Source organism: Brevundimonas sp. 1080, assembly GCF_040545985.1.
In the GTDB taxonomy this organism is placed as follows: Bacteria; Pseudomonadota; Alphaproteobacteria; order Caulobacterales; family Caulobacteraceae; genus Brevundimonas.
On the sequence record NZ_JBEPMW010000002.1, the window covers coordinates 560,028 to 577,178 of the forward strand.

Annotated in this window: 18 protein-coding genes and 1 tRNA gene; 12 read left to right on the top strand and 7 right to left on the bottom strand. The window is 66.4% G+C overall.

All coding sequences use genetic code 11. The annotated features are described in order from the left end of the window. Nucleotides 1-130: 130 nt before the first annotated feature. From ABIC32_RS08095 to ABIC32_RS08105, 3 genes are read right to left on the bottom strand one after another with little or no spacing between them, the layout of a single operon-like run. Nucleotides 131-694, bottom strand: a complete 564-nt coding sequence (locus tag ABIC32_RS08095; protein ID WP_199059499.1) for a demethoxyubiquinone hydroxylase family protein — start codon at nt 692-694, stop codon at nt 131-133. A 4-nt stretch (nt 695-698) separates the two neighbouring features. Beyond that, nucleotides 699-1,244 (bottom strand): disulfide bond formation protein B, encoded by a 546-nt coding sequence (locus ABIC32_RS08100; protein WP_039246047.1) that lies wholly within the window; start codon nt 1,242-1,244, stop codon nt 699-701. Between the two features lie 39 nt (nt 1,245-1,283). After that, nucleotides 1,284-1,859 carry a YqaA family protein gene (locus tag ABIC32_RS08105; RefSeq protein ID WP_199059498.1) on the bottom strand — a complete coding sequence of 192 codons (576 nt, stop codon included), beginning with the start codon at nt 1,857-1,859 and terminating at the stop codon, nt 1,284-1,286. 87 nt (nt 1,860-1,946) lie between these two features. Here ABIC32_RS08105 and ABIC32_RS08110 point away from each other — a divergent pair, with 87 nt between their 5' ends. From ABIC32_RS08110 to ABIC32_RS08130, 5 genes are all read left to right on the top strand, one after another. Beyond that, the gene (locus tag ABIC32_RS08110) at nt 1,947-2,591 is read left to right on the top strand and encodes an exopolysaccharide biosynthesis protein (RefSeq protein ID WP_039246044.1); all 645 of its coding nucleotides are present in this window, start codon (nt 1,947-1,949) and stop codon (nt 2,589-2,591) included. An 82-nt stretch (nt 2,592-2,673) separates the two neighbouring features. Further along, entirely contained in the window at nt 2,674-4,266 is a 1,593-nt protein-coding gene (locus tag ABIC32_RS08115) for a hypothetical protein (protein ID WP_354073748.1), read from the top strand. A 115-nt stretch (nt 4,267-4,381) separates the two neighbouring features. Then, nucleotides 4,382-5,497 (top strand): DUF5694 domain-containing protein, encoded by a 1,116-nt coding sequence (locus ABIC32_RS08120; protein ID WP_354073750.1) that lies wholly within the window; start codon nt 4,382-4,384, stop codon nt 5,495-5,497. 141 nt (nt 5,498-5,638) lie between these two features. Next, complete coding sequence (hppD, locus tag ABIC32_RS08125) at nt 5,639-6,751, top strand: 4-hydroxyphenylpyruvate dioxygenase (RefSeq protein WP_354073752.1); 1,113 nt, start codon at nt 5,639-5,641, stop codon at nt 6,749-6,751. Beyond that, a complete protein-coding gene (locus tag ABIC32_RS08130; RefSeq protein WP_159848900.1) occupies nt 6,752-6,937 on the top strand; it encodes a hypothetical protein in 186 nt (61 codons plus the stop codon). A gap of 230 nt (nt 6,938-7,167) precedes the next feature. Here the strand turns inward: ABIC32_RS08130 and ABIC32_RS08135 are convergent, their stop codons facing one another. Beyond that, the gene (locus tag ABIC32_RS08135; RefSeq protein ID WP_199059494.1) at nt 7,168-7,350 is read right to left on the bottom strand and encodes a hypothetical protein; all 183 of its coding nucleotides are present in this window, start codon (nt 7,348-7,350) and stop codon (nt 7,168-7,170) included. Nucleotides 7,351-7,519: 169 nt separating this feature from the next. Here ABIC32_RS08135 and ABIC32_RS08140 point away from each other — a divergent pair, with 169 nt between their 5' ends. The 6 genes from ABIC32_RS08140 to ABIC32_RS08165 all read left to right on the top strand — a co-directional run bounded on the left by ABIC32_RS08140 (nt 7,520) and on the right by ABIC32_RS08165 (nt 11,487). Further along, nucleotides 7,520-8,584 (top strand): isoaspartyl peptidase/L-asparaginase family protein, encoded by a 1,065-nt coding sequence (locus ABIC32_RS08140; protein ID WP_199059493.1) that lies wholly within the window; start codon nt 7,520-7,522, stop codon nt 8,582-8,584. Between the two features lie 54 nt (nt 8,585-8,638). After that, entirely contained in the window at nt 8,639-8,905 is a 267-nt protein-coding gene (locus tag ABIC32_RS08145) for a hypothetical protein (protein ID WP_066627839.1), read from the top strand. A 43-nt stretch (nt 8,906-8,948) separates the two neighbouring features. Next, on the top strand, nt 8,949-9,968 hold the full coding sequence (locus ABIC32_RS08150) for a fumarylacetoacetate hydrolase family protein (RefSeq protein ID WP_354073756.1): 1,020 nt from the start codon (nt 8,949-8,951) through the stop codon (nt 9,966-9,968). Nucleotides 9,969-10,030: 62 nt separating this feature from the next. After that, a complete protein-coding gene (locus ABIC32_RS08155) occupies nt 10,031-10,567 on the top strand; it encodes a CcdC protein domain-containing protein (protein ID WP_307509236.1) in 537 nt (178 codons plus the stop codon). Then, the gene (locus tag ABIC32_RS08160; RefSeq protein WP_354073759.1) at nt 10,564-11,349 is read left to right on the top strand and encodes a hypothetical protein; all 786 of its coding nucleotides are present in this window, start codon (nt 10,564-10,566) and stop codon (nt 11,347-11,349) included. Before ABIC32_RS08155 ends, ABIC32_RS08160 begins: the two co-directional genes overlap by 4 nt. Nucleotides 11,350-11,402: 53 nt before the next feature. Then, nucleotides 11,403-11,487 (top strand) — tRNA-Leu (locus tag ABIC32_RS08165). 12 nt (nt 11,488-11,499) lie between these two features. Here ABIC32_RS08165 and ABIC32_RS08170 read toward each other — a convergent pair. Continuing rightward, the gene (locus ABIC32_RS08170; RefSeq protein ID WP_354073761.1) at nt 11,500-12,351 is read right to left on the bottom strand and encodes an alpha/beta hydrolase; all 852 of its coding nucleotides are present in this window, start codon (nt 12,349-12,351) and stop codon (nt 11,500-11,502) included. Nucleotides 12,352-12,412: 61 nt separating this feature from the next. After that, nucleotides 12,413-14,383, bottom strand: coding sequence for an AsmA family protein (locus ABIC32_RS08175; protein ID WP_354073763.1), 1,971 nt, complete (start codon nt 14,381-14,383; stop codon nt 12,413-12,415). Between the two features lie 242 nt (nt 14,384-14,625). Between ABIC32_RS08175 and ABIC32_RS08180 the strand changes: the two genes are divergently transcribed. After that, on the top strand, nt 14,626-14,931 hold the full coding sequence (locus tag ABIC32_RS08180) for a hypothetical protein (RefSeq protein ID WP_336976486.1): 306 nt from the start codon (nt 14,626-14,628) through the stop codon (nt 14,929-14,931). 76 nt (nt 14,932-15,007) lie between these two features. Here ABIC32_RS08180 and ABIC32_RS08185 read toward each other — a convergent pair whose 3' ends face one another. Continuing rightward, a complete protein-coding gene (locus ABIC32_RS08185) occupies nt 15,008-17,119 on the bottom strand; it encodes a S9 family peptidase (RefSeq protein WP_354073766.1) in 2,112 nt (703 codons plus the stop codon). Between the last annotated feature and the right edge of the window lie 32 nt (nt 17,120-17,151).

Here is a 17,151-nt window from a genome sequence, read left to right on the forward strand (position 1 = left end):
ATGGGGAGGTGGCTCGTAGCGAAGCGGAGAGACCGAGGGGCTCTTCGCCGCATCGCAAACGTCTATGGGACTTCAATAGCCCCTCCACCGCTTCGCGGTCCCCCTCCCCGCTCCGCAGGGAGGAGATGATTTAGATCCGCTCGCTGATCTTGATCGCGGTCTTGCAGCCGACCTTGATCACGCCGGAAAGCAGCCGATAGGCCGGCGCTTCGCGGCTGCCGTGTTCGATGGCGTGGTCGTGGTGGGCCAGTTCCTCGTCGCGGAACTGCTTCAACTCAGCGGCAAGAGCCGGGTCGCGATCGCCGATCTCGGCGATCTGGTCGGCATAGTGTTTCTCGATGACGCTCTCGACCGCCTCGGTGCAGGCGTGCGCGGCCTTTTCACCCATCAGGGCCGTGCCGGCGCCGAGGGCCGAGGCGGCGATGCGCCACAGGGGCGTCATGACCGTGGGTCGCACCTGCCGCTCGTTCAGCAGCCGTTCGAAGCGCGCCAGATGCACCGCCTCCTGGTCCTGCATCTCCGACAGGTCGTGGGCGACGCCGTCACGCCCCTTGCGCCCTTCGAACACCGCCTTCTGGGCGCGATAAATCAGGACGGCCGCATATTCCCCGGCGTGGTCGACGCGCAGGATTTCGTCCATCCGCGCCTTGTCTGCGCCTTGGCCAGGACGAGGGAGAGGAATGGAATGGCTCATCGCATCAGGCCTTTTCGATCCGGGGCGCACGGGCGTCCTTGGGACGTTTCGCCGCCAACAGGCTGAACACCGCAAGCGCCGAGGCGATGATCGCGTTCCATCCTGCCATCGACAGACCCAGCCAACTCCAGGCCACATCGCCGCAGCCGATCACCTTGGTCACCGGCCCCGTGCCCATGGCGAGCGCCGTCAGGCTGTCCATATCGACCGAGCCGCCGACGGACGAACAGGTCGCAGGCAGCGCCCACCATTTATATTCGCCACCCATGTGGAAGATGGCCGTGATGGCGCCTGTGGCGAACACGGCCGCCAGCAGGAAGGCGGCGATGCGCGGCGTGCCCCGGCGTCCGCCGCTGAAAAGGGTCCAGCCCGTAGCCAGCACCGCGACGACCACCGCCCCCCAATAGACCTCGCGCTGCTTCAGACACAGGTTACAGGGCGCAAGGCCGCCGAACCGTTCGAACGCGTGGGCCGCGCCCAGCATGGCCAGCGACGCGGCCAGGGCGAAGGCGGTCCACCAACGGGTCAGAAGGCGATAGACATCGATCATCTTGAAACGGTCTTACCCCGCCCCTGCGGCCGCGTCGACTTACAGAAGCTTCAGGACGACGATCAACGCGACCAGCGCGACCAGGCCGATCACGCTCCACATCGCCAGCCGCTTTTCCACCTGCGCCAGCATGGCCGGCCCCCAGCGTTTCAGGATCCACGCCTCCAGGAAGAACCGCCCGCCCCGCGTCACGACCGACGCGGCCATGAAGACCGGAAAGCTGAACGCCGCCAGGCCCGAAGCGATGGTCACCAGCTTGTAGGGGATGGGTGTCAGCCCCTTGATCAGTATGACCCACAGGCCCCACTGATCGAACCAGGCGCGGAACTGCTCCAGCCCGTCCGAATGGCCCAGCACCCGCATGATCGCCATACCCAGATCGGTCAGGAAATAGCCGATCGCATAGCCGAGAATTCCGCCCAGCACCGACGCTGCAGTGCAGACGGCGGCGTAGAAATACGCCTTCTGCGGCCGCGCCAGGATCATGGGCGCCAGCATCACATCGGGCGGGATCGGAAAGAACGAACTCTCGGCGAAGGAGACGACCGCCAGTGCCTTAGTCGCATGGCGGCTGCGCGCCAGGTCGAAGACGCGGTCATAGAGTTTGCGCAGCATGGCGATCCTTAAGGCGGTACGGCGCGTTAGCACCCCTGCGGCGTTGCGTCATCCTCGGCCGTCACGTCCACCTGCTAGAGCGCCTGAATGACGACCCCCGCCTCTTCCCCGTCCACGGTCCAGCAGGACGACGTCAGCCACAACGTCACCCGGCTGCTGCGGCGGCTGGCCGACGACGGCGGCGACGCAGGCCTGACCCTGCACGAAATCCGCGACCGGCTGGACGAGCGCGCCTACGGCCTGTTGATCCTGCTGCTCTCCATCCCTTGTCTGGTGCCGGGCCTTTACGGCGTGCCGCAGGTGGTCGGGCTGATTGTCATCCTGCTGGCCGGCCAGATGCTGGTCGGGCGTGAGGAGCCGTGGCTGCCGCGCTGGTTCCTGAACCTGCGGTGCAAAGGATCGTGGCTGAAGGCCATGGCCGATTTCGCCGAGACCAAACTGGGCTGGATCGACCGGCTGTCGCGCCCCCGCCTGCGCCGCTTCGCCGATGGGCCGGGCGAGAAGCTGGCCGCCGTCTTCATGATCCTGGCGACCGTCACCATCGTCATGCCGCTGACCAACACCATTCCGTCCATCGCCCTGGCCTTGCTGTCGGTCGGCCTGATCCAGCGCGACGGCCTGTTCGTCCTCGCGGGCTGCGCCGTAACCACCGTGTGGCTGACCCTCCTGGGCGCGCTCGGGACCGGCCTTCTGATGGGCGCCGAATGGGCCACGCGCTGGCTGCCGGGCTGACACAACCGTAAGGTATCGGTCGTCAAATCGTCTCAGTTGTTTTAGTCAGTATGCTCACGCTTGGTGGTGGGAGCCCGAAGACTTGACCTCGAATCTGATCGGCCTCGTCGCCGCACTCGGCCTCGCTTTCGCGGCCGCCGCCCCCGCCTCGGCTCAACAGGCCGCCACGATCGAGGCGCGCACCGCGCCGGGCGGCGTTCTGGTGATCTGGAAGCTGGCCCGGCCGACCACCGAGGTCGCCTTCCTGGATCAGAACATCGTCCGCACGCTCTGGACGGTAAAGACCCCCGGCCTGTCCCTTTCGGACGGCGTCGTGAAGTCCGACCAGCCGTTCGACGCCTTCGAAATTCTGATCGCGCCTGACGCGGCCGAGGTGGACCGCGTCTATATAGGCCTGGTGCGGGTGGGGTCGGGCCAGAGCCTTTACGGACCCGCGCTGGCGTTGAAGGACATGGACGCCGAACTGACCGTCAAGGCGCCCCAAGGTGAAACCGTCACGCCTCAATCCAACGCGATCAAGAGCTACGTCTATGTCGGGCCGACGTCGGCCGTGACGCAGGATGACGGCGGCGTCGTCGTCGTCGGGGAAACCGTTCCCGCATCGCTGCGCACCGCGATGATCGACGGCTTTCTGGCGGCCCAAGGATTCTATGGCGCTCGTCTCGGCCGCGACCTGCCCTATACGCCGACCCTGATCGTCACCACCGACAGCCCAGGCCCGACGACATATCGGGGCGATGTGACCGACAATGGCGTCATCTCCCTGCGCTTTCATGGCTGGGACTGGTCCGCGCCCCCGCCCGATGTGACCGAACAGCTGTCCACCTTCGTCTGGCACGAGACGTTGCACATGTGGAACAGCCATGCGGTGACGACCAAGGACGGCGTCAGAGCGCCTTGGCTGCATGAGGGCGGCGCCGAATACGGCGCATTGATCGCCGCCCTGTCCACGGGAACGATCGACGAGGCCCAGTTGAAGACCTCGTTGGCGCGAAGGCTGAACGGTTGTCGCGCCGCCCTTGGCGACCGCCCTAACGCCGAACAGCGCCTGCGCACCGGAAACGCCATCTACAACTGCGGCGTCGTCGTGCAGTGGATCGCGGACCTGGAGAGCCGCCGCGCCTCCAACGGCCGCGCGGACATTTTCGACATCTGGATGGCCATGCTCCAGTCCGGTCGCGCGGGAGACGGCTATGGCGTGGCGGACTTCCGCAGCCGCCTGACGCCAGACACCGCCGTCGCCGTCCTACTGGACGGTTCGGGCCCGGACCGCTGGGCCGGCGTTCAGGCACGCCTTGCCGCGCTGAGCGTCACCTTGGTCAATCGGCCCAGTCCGCGTGACCTTCGCCAGGCCGCTCTGTTCCACATTGTGGATCAGAACTGCGGCGGCGAGGGCGGCTTTTCCATAGACAACGGCCGGATCAAGCTGGACTCCGGCGACCGATGCGGCGCCCTGTCCGGCGATCCCGTCGTCATCGCGATCGAAGATCTGGACCCGATGTTGAACGGTCAGGGCGTCTTCCAGGCCGTCCAGGCCCGTTGCGCCGAAAACCTGCCTATCCGTTACACACTGGCGGACGGCAAGACGGTCGAGGCCCTCTGCAAGGCCCCGCTTCGGGCCCCCGATCTTTGGGCCGTGGATGCGATGCCGGACCTCAGGGCGCGACGCACCTAACGGGCAAGCGCCGCCCTAGATGTCCAAGATTTAACGGGCGCCAAGCCGGTATCCAGTGAAAGGTGCAATGGTCGACCGGCGGTCGATCATTCCCGACCTTTTTTCATTGAGTGTCATGGCCCTGCCTCTTCGTGTCCTCCATACCCTGACCGCTGCGGTTGGCTTTGGCGCCCTGCTGGTCGCGGCCCTGCCCGCAGCCGCGCAGGACTACCGCCAGCCTTTCCATCCCGATCAGCTGAAGGGACCGCCGGCCGGCGCGTTAAGCGAGGTGCTGGTCCTGGGCACGCCGCACCTGTCGAACATGGGCGACGGCTTCAAGGTCGAAAGCCTGTCGCCGCTGCTGGATCGGTTGGCGGCGTGGAAGCCGACCGCCATCGCGACGGAGGACCTGTCCGGCCTGCAATGCGACAGTCTGCGTCGCTATCCGTCGCGGTATGCCGAGACGGTCGAAACCTATTGCTGGGATCCCGCTCCCGCCGCCCTGGCGACCGGCCTGGACGTGCCGGCCGCCAACGCCGAGGCCGAGCGGCTGCTGGCCGAGTGGCCCGATCAGCCCACGGCGGCCCAGCGGCGTCATCTGGCGGCGGTCTTCCTGGCGGCCGGCGAGCGGGGATCAGCCCTGGTTCAATGGCTTCGCCTGCCCGCCCAGGACCGCATCGCCGGGGACGGCCTGAACGACGCCTTGGTCGGCGTGCTGAACCAGATCGAGGAACAGGCCAACGAGACCTTCCTGATCTCCGCCCCCCTGGCCGCGCGCCTGGGACTGGAACGGCTGTGGAGCGTCGACGACCACTCCGCCGATTCGCCGGACCCGACGGACCCCGTGGAGAAAAAGGCGTCACAGGACGCCGTCATGGCCGCTTGGGACAATCCCGCCAGCACGGCCCGTCGGGCGCAAGACGAACGGCTGAGCGCCGCCCTGGATCAGCCGGGCGGCCTTCTTCAGATGTACCGCGCCTACAATGCGCCGACCGTCCCGGCCATGGCCTATCAGTCCGATTTCGGCGCAAATCTGGTCGAGCCGTCGCCGCAGGCCTTCGGCCGGCGCTACCTTGGCTATTGGGAGACGCGCAATCTGCGAATGGTCGCCAATATGCGCGATGTCCTGGGCCGCTATCCGGGCACTCGGATGCTGACCATCGTCGGCGCCTCGCACAAGGGCTACTACGAGGCCTATCTGGACCAGATGCACGACGTCCGGCTGGTCGATCCCGAAGCCGTCCTGCGCTGATCGCATGAGACTTGCGGGGTCGTCCGTCATCACGACCCCGTGGCTTCGTCTTGGCTCCGTCGTCTTCTGTGACTAGGTTCCGCGCCAATCGGCGGCCCCTTTCGGTTAAGCCCGCCTCAAAAGCTACGCGGGAGACGCGCCATGAACGACATGACCCAGGCCCAAGATCAGGCCACGGCGGAACAGATCGACCAAGAAAACCCCCTCGGCGTCGATGGTTTCGAGTTCGTCGAATTCACCGGCCCTGAGCCCGAGGCGATGATTTCGCGCCTGGAGCTGATGGGCTTCACCCAGACGCACGTGAACCCCAAGACCGACGTGGTGCGCCTGAAGCAGGGCGATATCAGCTTCCTGGTGCAACGCTCGCCCAAGGGTCAGGCCGCCGACTTCGCCAAGGATCACGGCCCGTCCGCCAACGGCATGGCCTTCCGCACCACCGACGCCAAGGCCGCCTTTGAGGGCGCCCTGGCCCGCGGCGCCGTCGCCGCATCGGACGCCGCCGGCGGCGCGCTGGGCGACGACTACCCCTACATCCTGCAAGGCATCGGCGGCTCGCTGCTCTATGTCATCGACCAGTACGGCGACGCCGGCTCGCTCTATGACGCCTGGGACGAGATCGAGGGCTGGGAAGAAGCCGAGCGCAAGAACTCGATGGGCCTGGAGATCCTGGACCACCTGACCCACAACGTCCGGCGCGGCCAGATGCGCACCTGGTCGGGCTTCTACAACTCGATCTTCAACTTCGAGGAGCAGAAGTATTTCGACATCAAGGGCAAGGCGACGGGCCTGTTCTCCCAGGCCATGATCGCGCCCGACCGCGCCATCCGCATCCCGCTGAACGAAAGCCAGGACGAGAACTCCCAGATCGAGGAGTTCATCCGTCGCTACAACGGCGAAGGCATCCAGCACATCGCCCTGACGACCGAGAACATCTTTGAGACGGTCGAGGCGATGAAGGAACGCGGCGTCGCCTTCCAGGACACCATCGAGACCTATTTCGAACTGATCGACAAACGCCTGCCCAACCATGGCGAGGACGTGGAGCGGATGCGCAAGAACCGCATCCTGATCGACGGTTCGGACGAGGAAGGCCTGCTGCTGCAAATCTTCACCCAGGACACCTTCGGCCCGATCTTCTTCGAGATCATCCAGCGCAAGGGCAACGAAGGCTTTGGCAACGGCAACTTCCAGGCCCTGTTCGACTCCATCGAGCTGGACCAGATCCGTCGCGGCGTCATCAAGGTCGACGCCTGAATGAAGATGCGGCCGCCGACCTGGCTGCCCTGGCTCGGCCCGGTCCTGGCGGCCGGCGCCGGTGCCTTGGCCGGCGAATACTGGCTGGGCGGCGGCTTCTGGATGGTCCTGATCGCCGCCCTCCTCTGCGGCTTCGCCCCCATCGTCGGCTATCAGGTGTGGAAGCGGCTGCATCACCGAGGGTGAGGCGAGCCAGACATTTGTCTTTCGCGGGCGCAGAGTCTACTCCGCGCGGATAGCGGTCCTTGGGTGGACAACTTCAGGAAAGTTTGGTCAGACTTCAGGCGCAACCTTGGATAGCCTAAGATGACCCGCGATCCAGTCCTACTTATCGCCTACGTCACGCTCTCGCTCTGGACGCTGGCGACAGTCATCGTCGCCTTGCTTGTCCATTTTGGGAGCAGCGGCGAACAGTATCAGCCTTGGATTGTGCCAATGTGCTTGTTGACGTCTAGTGGAGCGATGCTGGTGGACCGCTTGAAAAAGTCGCGCAGCCGCCGCTGAGTCCCTTGGCTGGTGAGGCCCGAGCTTGGTTGATTAGCGCCCCATCCGCTTGGCTGAAAGCGGCCCTGCGGCACAGCAAGGGCTTCGGCGATCATCTGCAACCATCCTATTGCCGCGAACCATCCCTCGGATCTTCCGACGTTTCCGATTTTCTTCGGCCAATCGACCTGACATGCCCGAAGGCGGCGTTACACTGCGATCGACCGGCGTCAATGGGGTAAGTGCACACATTCCACCCTGTTTTCGGCGCGGAGGAGGTTTACGATGCGCTTCGTTTGTTCGGGACTGATTGCACTCTTTGCACTGTGTTTTTCGTCGGCCCACGCCCAGGTCGAGGCTGAAAATGCCGCGCCGCATTGGTCGCTGGCCATTCACGGCGGGGCGGGCGTGATCGAGCGATCCAGCCTGACGCCCGAGCAGGACGCGGCCTATCGCGGGGCGCTGCAAGGCGCGCTGGACGCCGGTTCGGCCGTGCTGAAAAGCGGAGGCTCGGCGCTGGATGCGGTCCAGGCCGCCGTTCAGGTCATGGAGGACGATCCGCTGTTCAACGCCGGGCGCGGGGCGGTCTTCACCGCGGCCGGCCGTAACGAGCTCGACGCCGCCGTCATGAACGGATCGGACCTGACCGCCGGGTCCGTCGCCGGCCTGACCACCACCCGTCATCCCGTCGCCGCCGCCCGCGCGGTGATGGAGCGGTCGCCCCACGTCATGCTGATCGGCCCCGGCGCCGACGCCTTCGCCGCCTCGGTCGGGCTGGAGCAGGTCGATCCGTCCTTCTTCTTCACCGAGCGGCGCTGGCAAGGGCTGGTCAAGGCCCTGACCGAGGCCGGACAGCCGATCCCCGAACGCCCCGTCGGCGCGCCTCTACCGGGCGCACAGGCCGAAGTCGCCCCGCCCCTGAACGAGAAGAAGTTCGGCACGGTCGGCGCCGTGGCGCTGGACGGCCAGGGTCGTCTCGCCGCCGCCACCTCGACCGGCGGCATGACCGCCAAACGCTGGGGCCGGGTCGGGGACGTGCCGATCATCGGCGCCGGAACCTACGCCTCAAACACCGACGGCTGCGCGGTGTCCGCCACCGGCGACGGCGAATATTTCATCCGCGCCACCGTCGCCCGCGACATCTGCGCGCGGATTGCAGGAGGGGCGGCGACGCAGGCCGCCGGTCAGGCGGAGATCGCTGACGCCGAAAGGCTGGGCGGCAAGGGCGGCGTCATCGTCATGGGCCTGGATGGCCGCCCCGCCTTCGCCATGTCCACCTCGGGCATGTATCGCGGCGCGGCCTCCTCGACCGACCCCGCCCGCGTCGCCATCTACGCCGACGAACCCTGAGCGCCCGTTCAGACCAATTAGACGAATTAGACTTTTTTTCCCAGACCGAGACCCATGCCTGCATCCGATGACGAACTGACCGTGATGGCCAACGAGGAGTTGGACGCCGCCTGCGCCATGCCCTTCGTTGAGGTCAGGAAGATCACCCCTTGGGGCGACAGTTACGAAGGCTTCGCCCCGTCCGGCCGCACGGTCGAGGTCGAGCGTCGCTACCTGTGGGCCGTCGAGCCTGAGGGCGGCGTCATCGTCGAGGTCGAGGTCCGCGACCGCGCCGCCCGCACCGGCGCCGAGGCCCGCGCCCTGCTGACCGCCACCGACTGATTCCGTCGTTCCCAATATCGCAAATCCGGTCTAGGCCTTGGTCATGAAACTCGCCTCGCTCAAGCACGGCCGCGACGGCCGCCTCGTTGTCGTCTCTCAGGACCTGAACTGGTTCACCGACGCCTTCCTGATCGCCCCGACGCTGCAGGCGGCGCTGGATGACTGGGACCGCTGCGGCCCCCGTCTCGAGGCCTTGGCCGAAAGCCTGGAACATGAGGCCGTGCCGCGTGGCCGCTTCCATGAGCGCGACGCCGCCTCGCCCCTGCCCCGCGCCTATCAGTGGGCGGACGGATCGGCCTATGTGAACCACGTCGAACTGGTGCGGAAGGCGCGCGGCGCCGAAATGCCCGAGAGCTTCTGGACCGACCCGCTGATGTACCAGGGCGGCTCCGACAGCTTCCTGTCGCCGCGCGATCCGATCCCGCTGGCCGACGAGGCCTGGGGCTGCGACCTGGAGGCCGAGATCGTCGTGGTCGTCGGCGACGTGCCGCAGGGCGCGACGCGCGAACAGGCGCTCGACGCCATTCGCCTGGTCGGCCTGGTCAACGACGTGAGCCTGCGCAACCTGATCCCCGCCGAACTGGCCAAGGGTTTCGGCTTCGTCCAGTCCAAGCCCGCCAGCGCCCTGTCGCCCGTTCTGGTCACGCCCAAGGCGCTGGGGGACCGATGGAAGGACGGCAAGCTGCACGGTGCCCTGTCGGTGCAGCTGAATGGCGAGGACTTCGGCAAGGCCGACGCCGGCGTCGACATGACCTTCGACTTCGGAACCCTGATCGCCCACCTGGCCAAGACCCGGTCGCTGGGCGCCGGGACCATCATCGGTTCGGGCACGGTGTCAAACAAGGACGCCGACGGCGGCCCCGGCAAGCCGGTCTCGGAAGGCGGCCTGGGCTATTCCTGCATCGCCGAGGTCCGCACGGTCGAGACGATCCTGCGCGGCGCGGCCGAGACGCCCTTCCTGAAACACGGCGACACGGTGCGGATCGAAATGCTGGACGAGCGTCATCATTCGATCTTCGGCGCCATCGAACAGACGGTCGCGCCGCTATCCAGCGCGGATTGACGCCGCTAGGGTGCTGACAGCGGTCTCGGGGGAGGCCGCATCCTGTCTTTGGGGGAGACGACGTGCCGCCTGAAAAACTGATCCCGCTGCTCATGATCCCGATCATGCTGGTGGTGGTGCTGCTGAAGAACCGCAGAAAGCGCGTGCTGAAGCCTCAACTGCTTTGGGTCATGCCGGCCATCGTCCTGCCGTTGATCGGCCTGGGCATCTGGGGCACGGCGCAAAACCCGAACATGGCCCATGCGCCGTTCGGTCCCGACGCCTGGGCGGTGCTGGCCATCGGCGGGATCCTGGGCGGCGTCGCCGGCTGGTATCGCGGCAAGACCGTCACCATCGAAAAAGAGCCGGACGGTTCCCTGATGGCCCAGGCCTCGCCGCTGGGTCTGATCCTGCTGGTCGTGCTGTTCGCCGGCCGGTCGCTGCTGCGCGACCTGATCGAAAGCCATGCCGCCGCCTGGCACCTGAACGCCCTGGCCGTCACCGACGCCTTCCTGGTCTTCGCCATGGGCCTGATCGTCATGCAGCGCGTCGAAATGTACATCCGCGCCCGCCGCATCCAGTCCGGCGGCATGGATAGCCATGTGGAGGTCGTCGCATGAAGAACGCCGTAGTCGCTCTCGCTGTCGCCTTGTCGGCCGGCTCAGCCGTCTCGCAGGATGCGCCGAACACCGGCGAAGACTGGGATCTGGTCAAGGACGCCCGAAAGAAATCGACAATCGCTTACGTCACGACCACGCCGGGCCTGTCGATCGCGACTCGCTGCATGGACGGCGCCTATTCGGCGCTGCTGTTCGGGTTGCCGGAGGTGGCGCGCCGGACGAAAACGCGCCCGATCACAATCATCTTTCGAGGCGAAGAAGCCAAGGAATGGCGCTGGAACGTCACGATTGATCGTGCGGGCGCCGTCGCCGATTTTCCAGCCCCCTTTGCCCGCGAACTTCGCCAAGGCGGACGCATTCAGATCATCGTGCCCGATGGCGGCGGCGCGGGTCGAAACCTCCGCTATGATCTGGAACTCCCTGCGTCCGGTTCGGCGATCGACGAAACCCTGACGGCCTGCGGCCGCCCGCTTGTTGACCCTCGCGACCAGGAACTCGACGCCATCTCCGAGGAAGGTCTGCAGGTTGGAATGCGATGGGCGCGTCAGATTCGTCCGCGCTATCCCGCCACCAACTATTCGGAGGGTTTCGCCGTCGCCACATGCGTCGCCCAGCCTGACGGTCGCTTGCGCGACTGCGTCATCGAAACCGAACATCCCGCCGATGGTCGCTTCGGCGAAGCGGTGCTTAAGGCGGCCCGCGACGCCACCGTCGCCTATGACGGCGACCAACCGACCGCGCCGCGCATGATGGCCTTCCGCGTCAACTTCATCATGCAGTGACACAAAGGCTGGACCCGCCTCATCCCTCTGTGGCATGAGGCGGTCCTTCCGCTGCGGGCGTGGTGGAATTGGTAGACGCGCTGGACTCAAAATCCAGTTCCGAAAGGAGTGCCGGTTCGACCCCGGCCGCCCGCACCACTCTTCGTCGGTTCAGCCCAGCTGCCGGTGGAAGAACCCCGTCACATCGGCCAGCACCGTCGCCTTCTTGCGGAACAGGGGCGAGAAGGTCGCGATCAGGTCGGCGTGGTCCAGACCCGGATAGAGCTTGGCTTCCGAGCGCCCGCCCACCGCGCGCATCCGATCATCCAGAATGACCGTGTCTTCGTCGTGGACCACCGTGTCGGCCGTCCCGTGGCCCAGCCAGATCGGCGGGGCGTCACGACGCACGAAGGTCACGGGCTGGGTCAGGGTCGGGTCGGGCGCACGACCGAAGGCGTTCTGCGACGCCGCCACGTCCAACGGCAGGAAGTCGTAAGGGCCCGCGAGACCTGCGGCCGCCTTGATCAGGTCGGGCCGACCGACGGCGGCCATATAGCGTCGGTCCAGGGCGATCATCATCGCCAGATGCGCGCCCGCCGAATGGCCCAGCACGCCCAGCCGCGCCGGATCGCCGCCATATTGACCGACCACCTCCGCCGCCTTGGCCGTGGCGGCGGCCGCGTCCTCGATGAAGGCCGGGAAGACGACCTGGGGAACGATGCGGTAGTCCGGCAATGCGACCACGAACCCGCGCGCCGCCAAGGCTTGCGCCGCCCAGCCATACTGGCTGCGCGAGCCCGAATCCCAGCCGCCGCCATAGAAGAAGACCAGCGTCGGATAAGGGCCAGGCGCGGTCGGCGCATAGAGATCCATCTGCTGGCGCGGATCGTCGCCATAGGGAATGTCGCGCGCGACGCGTCGCACGCCGCCGTCTCTCGGTCCCAAGGTGTTCAGCAGGCTCAGCGGCGAGCAGGCGGCGGCGAGAAGCCCAAGGGCAGGTGCGAACAGTCCACGGCGTGTCATGCAAAAGGCTCCATCACCCACAATACGCTTGGATCGCCGGATCGGTCGTCGTCATCAACGATCAGCGGGCTTTGGCGATCAGCCGGCCGCAGTCGGCGCCCTCGGCCAGGCCCGGATCGACGAAGGCGAACAGAGCCGTCACCGGCGCCACCACCGCGCCCAGCAGGCCCGCCAGACCGCCCTGCGACACCACCGAACCGACATCGACCCCGACCTTGGGCGCGGTCAGGGGGCCCGAGACTGTGATCGGCGCCCACAGGCGCAACAGTCGCGGCTTCTTAGATTCGCCCTCGATCCGCAGGTTCATCGTCTCGGCGCCCAGGTTGATGCTGCCCTTGCCCTGGGCCAGCACCACATCGGTGTCGATGACGAAGGTGCGGGCGGTCGCCGTGCCGCCGCTGACGTTGAAGTCGGCGACAGCGCAACGAATCTGGCTTTCCGACTGGTCGCCGCTCAACAGCTTCAGCAGCCCGGCGCTGGCGTTAATGCCCAGCAGTTCGGCGAAGGCCGCCCGCATCTTGCCGTTCGGCACGACCAGGCTGAGCGAGCCTTTCGACGCGCCAGCAAAATCATGGATCGAGGCGCCCGGCCCCTCCAGCTTCGCCCGGCCCAGCGCCCTGCCGGTGACGGGCGCCGAGCCGTTGCGCGCCGGGATGATGGACTCCAGCGGATAGCCGGCCAAACGCAGATCGACGGTGCTGTAGGGGGTGACCTTGGTCGCATCAATCCGCGCCGTGCCGTTCAGCGCGCCGCGATTGAAGTCGAAGCTGATCGGATCCAGCTTCAGGATGCCGTCCTTCAGGTCGGCGCCCAGGTTCACCTGACGCACGTCGAAGGCGTTCGCCTTCACCGATCCGGCCCGATAGGACAGGGTCCCATCCATGGTCTGCAGACGTTCTGTCTGGAGCTTGGCGTCCGGCAGCAGCTTGCCGCCGACCACAACCGGCGCCTGGGTATCCGTGCCGGCCGCATTCGTCCGGGTCCGCGCGCCCAAGACGGCGGCGAGATCGTCGATGTCCAGACGGCGCGAGGTCAGGTCGGCGTCGACGCGCAGCCGCTGGCCCGACTGGACCTTGACCTCGCCCGACAGATCGGACGCGCCGACACGTCCGTCGAAATCCTTGAAGGTCCAGATCCGCCGATCGCGGTTCAGCGCGCCCGATAGCCGGTAGGGCGGCGTATTGGGCAGGGCGACGCCGGTCAGCAGATAGAGGTCCGACATGTTGCGTCCTTGGATCGTCATGGTCGCATCGAACCGCCCCAGATCGAACGGTCGAGTGATCGCCCCCTTGGCGACCAGGGACGATTCCGCGCCGGTCACATCCGCCTCGAACCGATAGGGACGGTCGCGCCGGATGTTGATGAAGGGACCGCCCTCGATCCTGACGGTCATAGGTTCGCCGCGCACATCGCCGCGCCCGTCCAGCACGAAACCGGCCTGGCCGCTGGACGCCTCACGCGCATTGACCGCCGCCTCCAGCGTCAGTCCGCGCCGCTGTTCCTCAAAGGTCAGTTGCCCGTCCTTGATCACCAGTTGTTGGATGACCGGCAGGTTCAGCCCTTCGCCGTCATCGGGCTTGTTGGGATTCAGCTGCCAGCTCTTGCGGCCGTCCTTGGTGGAAATCAGCACGACCCTGGGCCGGGTGAAGCTCAGCAGGGGCATCTCCACCTGACCGGCCAGCAGCTTTCTCAGCCGAACCGAGGCCTGGACCTCATCGACGTCGGCCGTGTCGCGATCGCGCGCCCAGTCGGGGCCACCGATTTTCAGCCCCCGCACCACGGCGGACGGCGTCCAGCTGAACAGATTGACGTCCAGATCGCCGGTCAGGGCGATTTCGCGATCGTATTTGACCGAGGCCCAGCGGCCGATGGGCCCGCGCAGCATGTTCCAGTCGAACAGGGCCAGGAAGAGAACCACGGCCGCCACGACGACCAGGACCACGCCCGCCGCCCATTTTTCCGCCGTCCCCGGTCGTCGAGCCGCCGCATAGACGGGATCGTTGTCGCGCACCCAGTCGCGCCAGGTACGCAAACGCGCCCCGGCCGGGGCCCACGCCCGCTGGTTCAGGTCTGCCCGAAAAGTGCGCCAATTCCGTGGGTTCGACAATCGCTCGTCTCCGTCAGCCAGAGGAAACGCACCAGCTTCGGTTTGGCGCCGCCGGGTCAGCTTGTCGTCGATTTGACGCGAAGTTGTCGCATAATCTTTACAAACTTCAGGATTGGCGCATAATTCGTCAGAGTCCTGATCTTAATTCAGGCCGTGGAGGATTGCCGATGACCCGTTTCCTGACCCCCGCCCTAATCGCTGCGGCCCTTGCGGCCGCAACGACGCCGGCGCTGGCGCAAAGTCCGCGACCGGCCGAGCGCGCGGCCGTGCTGCAAACCGTCAGGGTATGCGGAACCGACGTGGCCTCACGCACGGCCTATCAACGCGACCACGGCGCGACGCCGAGCTTCGTCACCGCGCAACAGGCGGTCGCCGCCTATCAGTCCGGCCAGCGCTGGGCCGCGCCGCGCTGCATGACGGCGCATCAATATGACCGTCTGGCCGGCGCGCCGATGCAGCGCGCGGCGCTCTGATCCCGATCAAACGGGCATGAAGAAGGGGCGCGGTCGTCGAACCGCGCCCCTTTTTTGTCGTCCGGACGGACGCCTGTTACTGCGCCGGCGTCAGATATTTGTTCAGCCAGCCGAACACCTCATTGTGCCATTGCAGGCTGTTGGCCGGCTTCAGCACCCAGTGGTTTTCGTTAGGGAAGACGATCAGGCGGCTGTCGATGCCGCGCCGTTGCAGGGCGGTGAAGGTCGAAAGGCCCTGGGCGGTCGGGATGCGGAAGTCGCGGTCGCCCTGCACCACCAGCATCGGCGTCTTCCAGTTATCGACGTGGTTGGCCGGGTTGAACTTCTGATAGCCCTCCGGCTTGTCCCAAGGCGTGCCGCCGTATTCCCATTCGGTGAACCACAGCTCTTCGGTCGAATAGCCCATGCCGAAGGTGTCGAAGACGCCGTCGTGGTTGACCAGGCATTTGAATTCATTGGACCAGTTGCCGGCGATCCAGTTGATCATATAGCCGCCGTAGGAGGCGCCCAGCGCACAGGCGTTGTCGCCGTCCAGGAAGCTGTATTTCGCTTGAGCCGCCGCCCAGCCCTTCTGCAGGTCTTCCAGCGGGCGGTCGCCCCAATGCTGGCTGATCGCGTCGGTGAAGGCCTGACCGTAGCCGGTCGAGCCGTGGAAATCGATCATCACCACCGCATAGCCTGCGCCCGCATAGGTCTCGGGGTTCCAGCGATAGGACCAACCGTCTCCGAACGAACCCTGCGGCCCGCCGTGGATCAGGAAGGCGACCGGATATTTGCGGCCCTCGACGTATCCGGCCGGCTTGATGACATAGCCATGGACCGTCTCGTTGTTCCAGCCGGCGAAGCTGAACTGCTCATACTCGCCGAACTGCTTGGCGGCGAAGGCGGGGTTCGACTGCGTCAGACGGCGCGGCATTTCGCGACCCAGATAGGTCTTGAAATACAGGTCGCCCGGCTCGCGCAGGCTATCCTGGGCGAAGACGAAGCCCGACGGCGTCTGCTGGAAGGCCGAGACGTGGCCCGCGCCCGTGATCGGCGTCACCACGCCGTTGCGCGTATCCACCGAAAACAGCTTGGTCGAGCCGACGTCGCCCGCCGTCGTGTACAGCGTCTGGCCGTCGCGCGACCATTGCAGCGTGTCGGCCGAGCGATCCCAGTTCGAGGCGATCTCGCGCTTCTGGCCCGTTTCGACGTCCATCAGCACGATCTGATAGCGGTCGGCCTCGAAGCCCGGCCGCGCCATGGCGCGGTAGGCCAGGGTCCGTCCGTCTGGCGAGAAGACCGGGCCGGTGTCCCAGGCGTCGTTTCCGTCGGTCAGATTGGTGAAGGTGCCGTCGCCCGACAGGCCGTTGGTCTTCCACAGGTCGAAGTTGGTGCTCCACGGCTCGGTCTGACCGGCGAGACGCGCCGAGAAGACCACGGCGTCGCCCGCCGGGGTGAAGACGAACTCGCTTTCGTCGCCGAAGGGTTTGGAGGGCGTGTCGCCGTCGAAGCCCTTGGTGATCCAGACCGGCGTGCCCGTGGCCTTGCCGTCACGGCCGATCGACTGGACGAACAGATGGTTCTGGGTGTGGTCGTTCCAGGTGTCCCAGTGACGCACGAACATGCGGTCATAGACCTGGCCCGTCGTCTTCTGCTCGGCGATGGTCTTGCCCTGCTGGACCGAGGCGTTCAGGTCGGCCGCATTGGGATAGACGGCCAGCGACACCGCCACCTTGTCGCCCGACGGACTGATCCGATACGCGTTCACGTCGGTGGGCAGGTTCGTCACCTGAACCGGCGCCGACGTGGGCGAGGCCACGCGCCAGACCTGGCTCGCGCCCGACTTGCCCGACAGGAAGTACAGATTGCCGTCCCCGCCCCAGCGCGCGGTGTTGGCGCCCTGATCCGAGATGGCCAGGCGGCGCGGCGCCGTGTCCGGTGCGTTCAGGTCCAGGATCCACAGGCTGCCGGCGCGGCTGTTGGCCTGCACATCGGTGGTCGTTACCGAATAGACGACATAGCGGCCGTCCGGCGACACCTGCGGATCGCCCAGCCGGTTGGCCGAGATCATGTCCTGATAGGTGAAGGCGTCCGGCGTCGCGGGCGCGGCCGGAACCGGCGCGGGCGGCACCTGGGCCAGGGCAGGCGCGGCGCTCATCAGCGCAACAGCCGCGCAGGCGGCGGACAGAAGGGAACGGTGACGCATCAAGATCTTCCTCGCGAAGCTTTCTGGCCGCG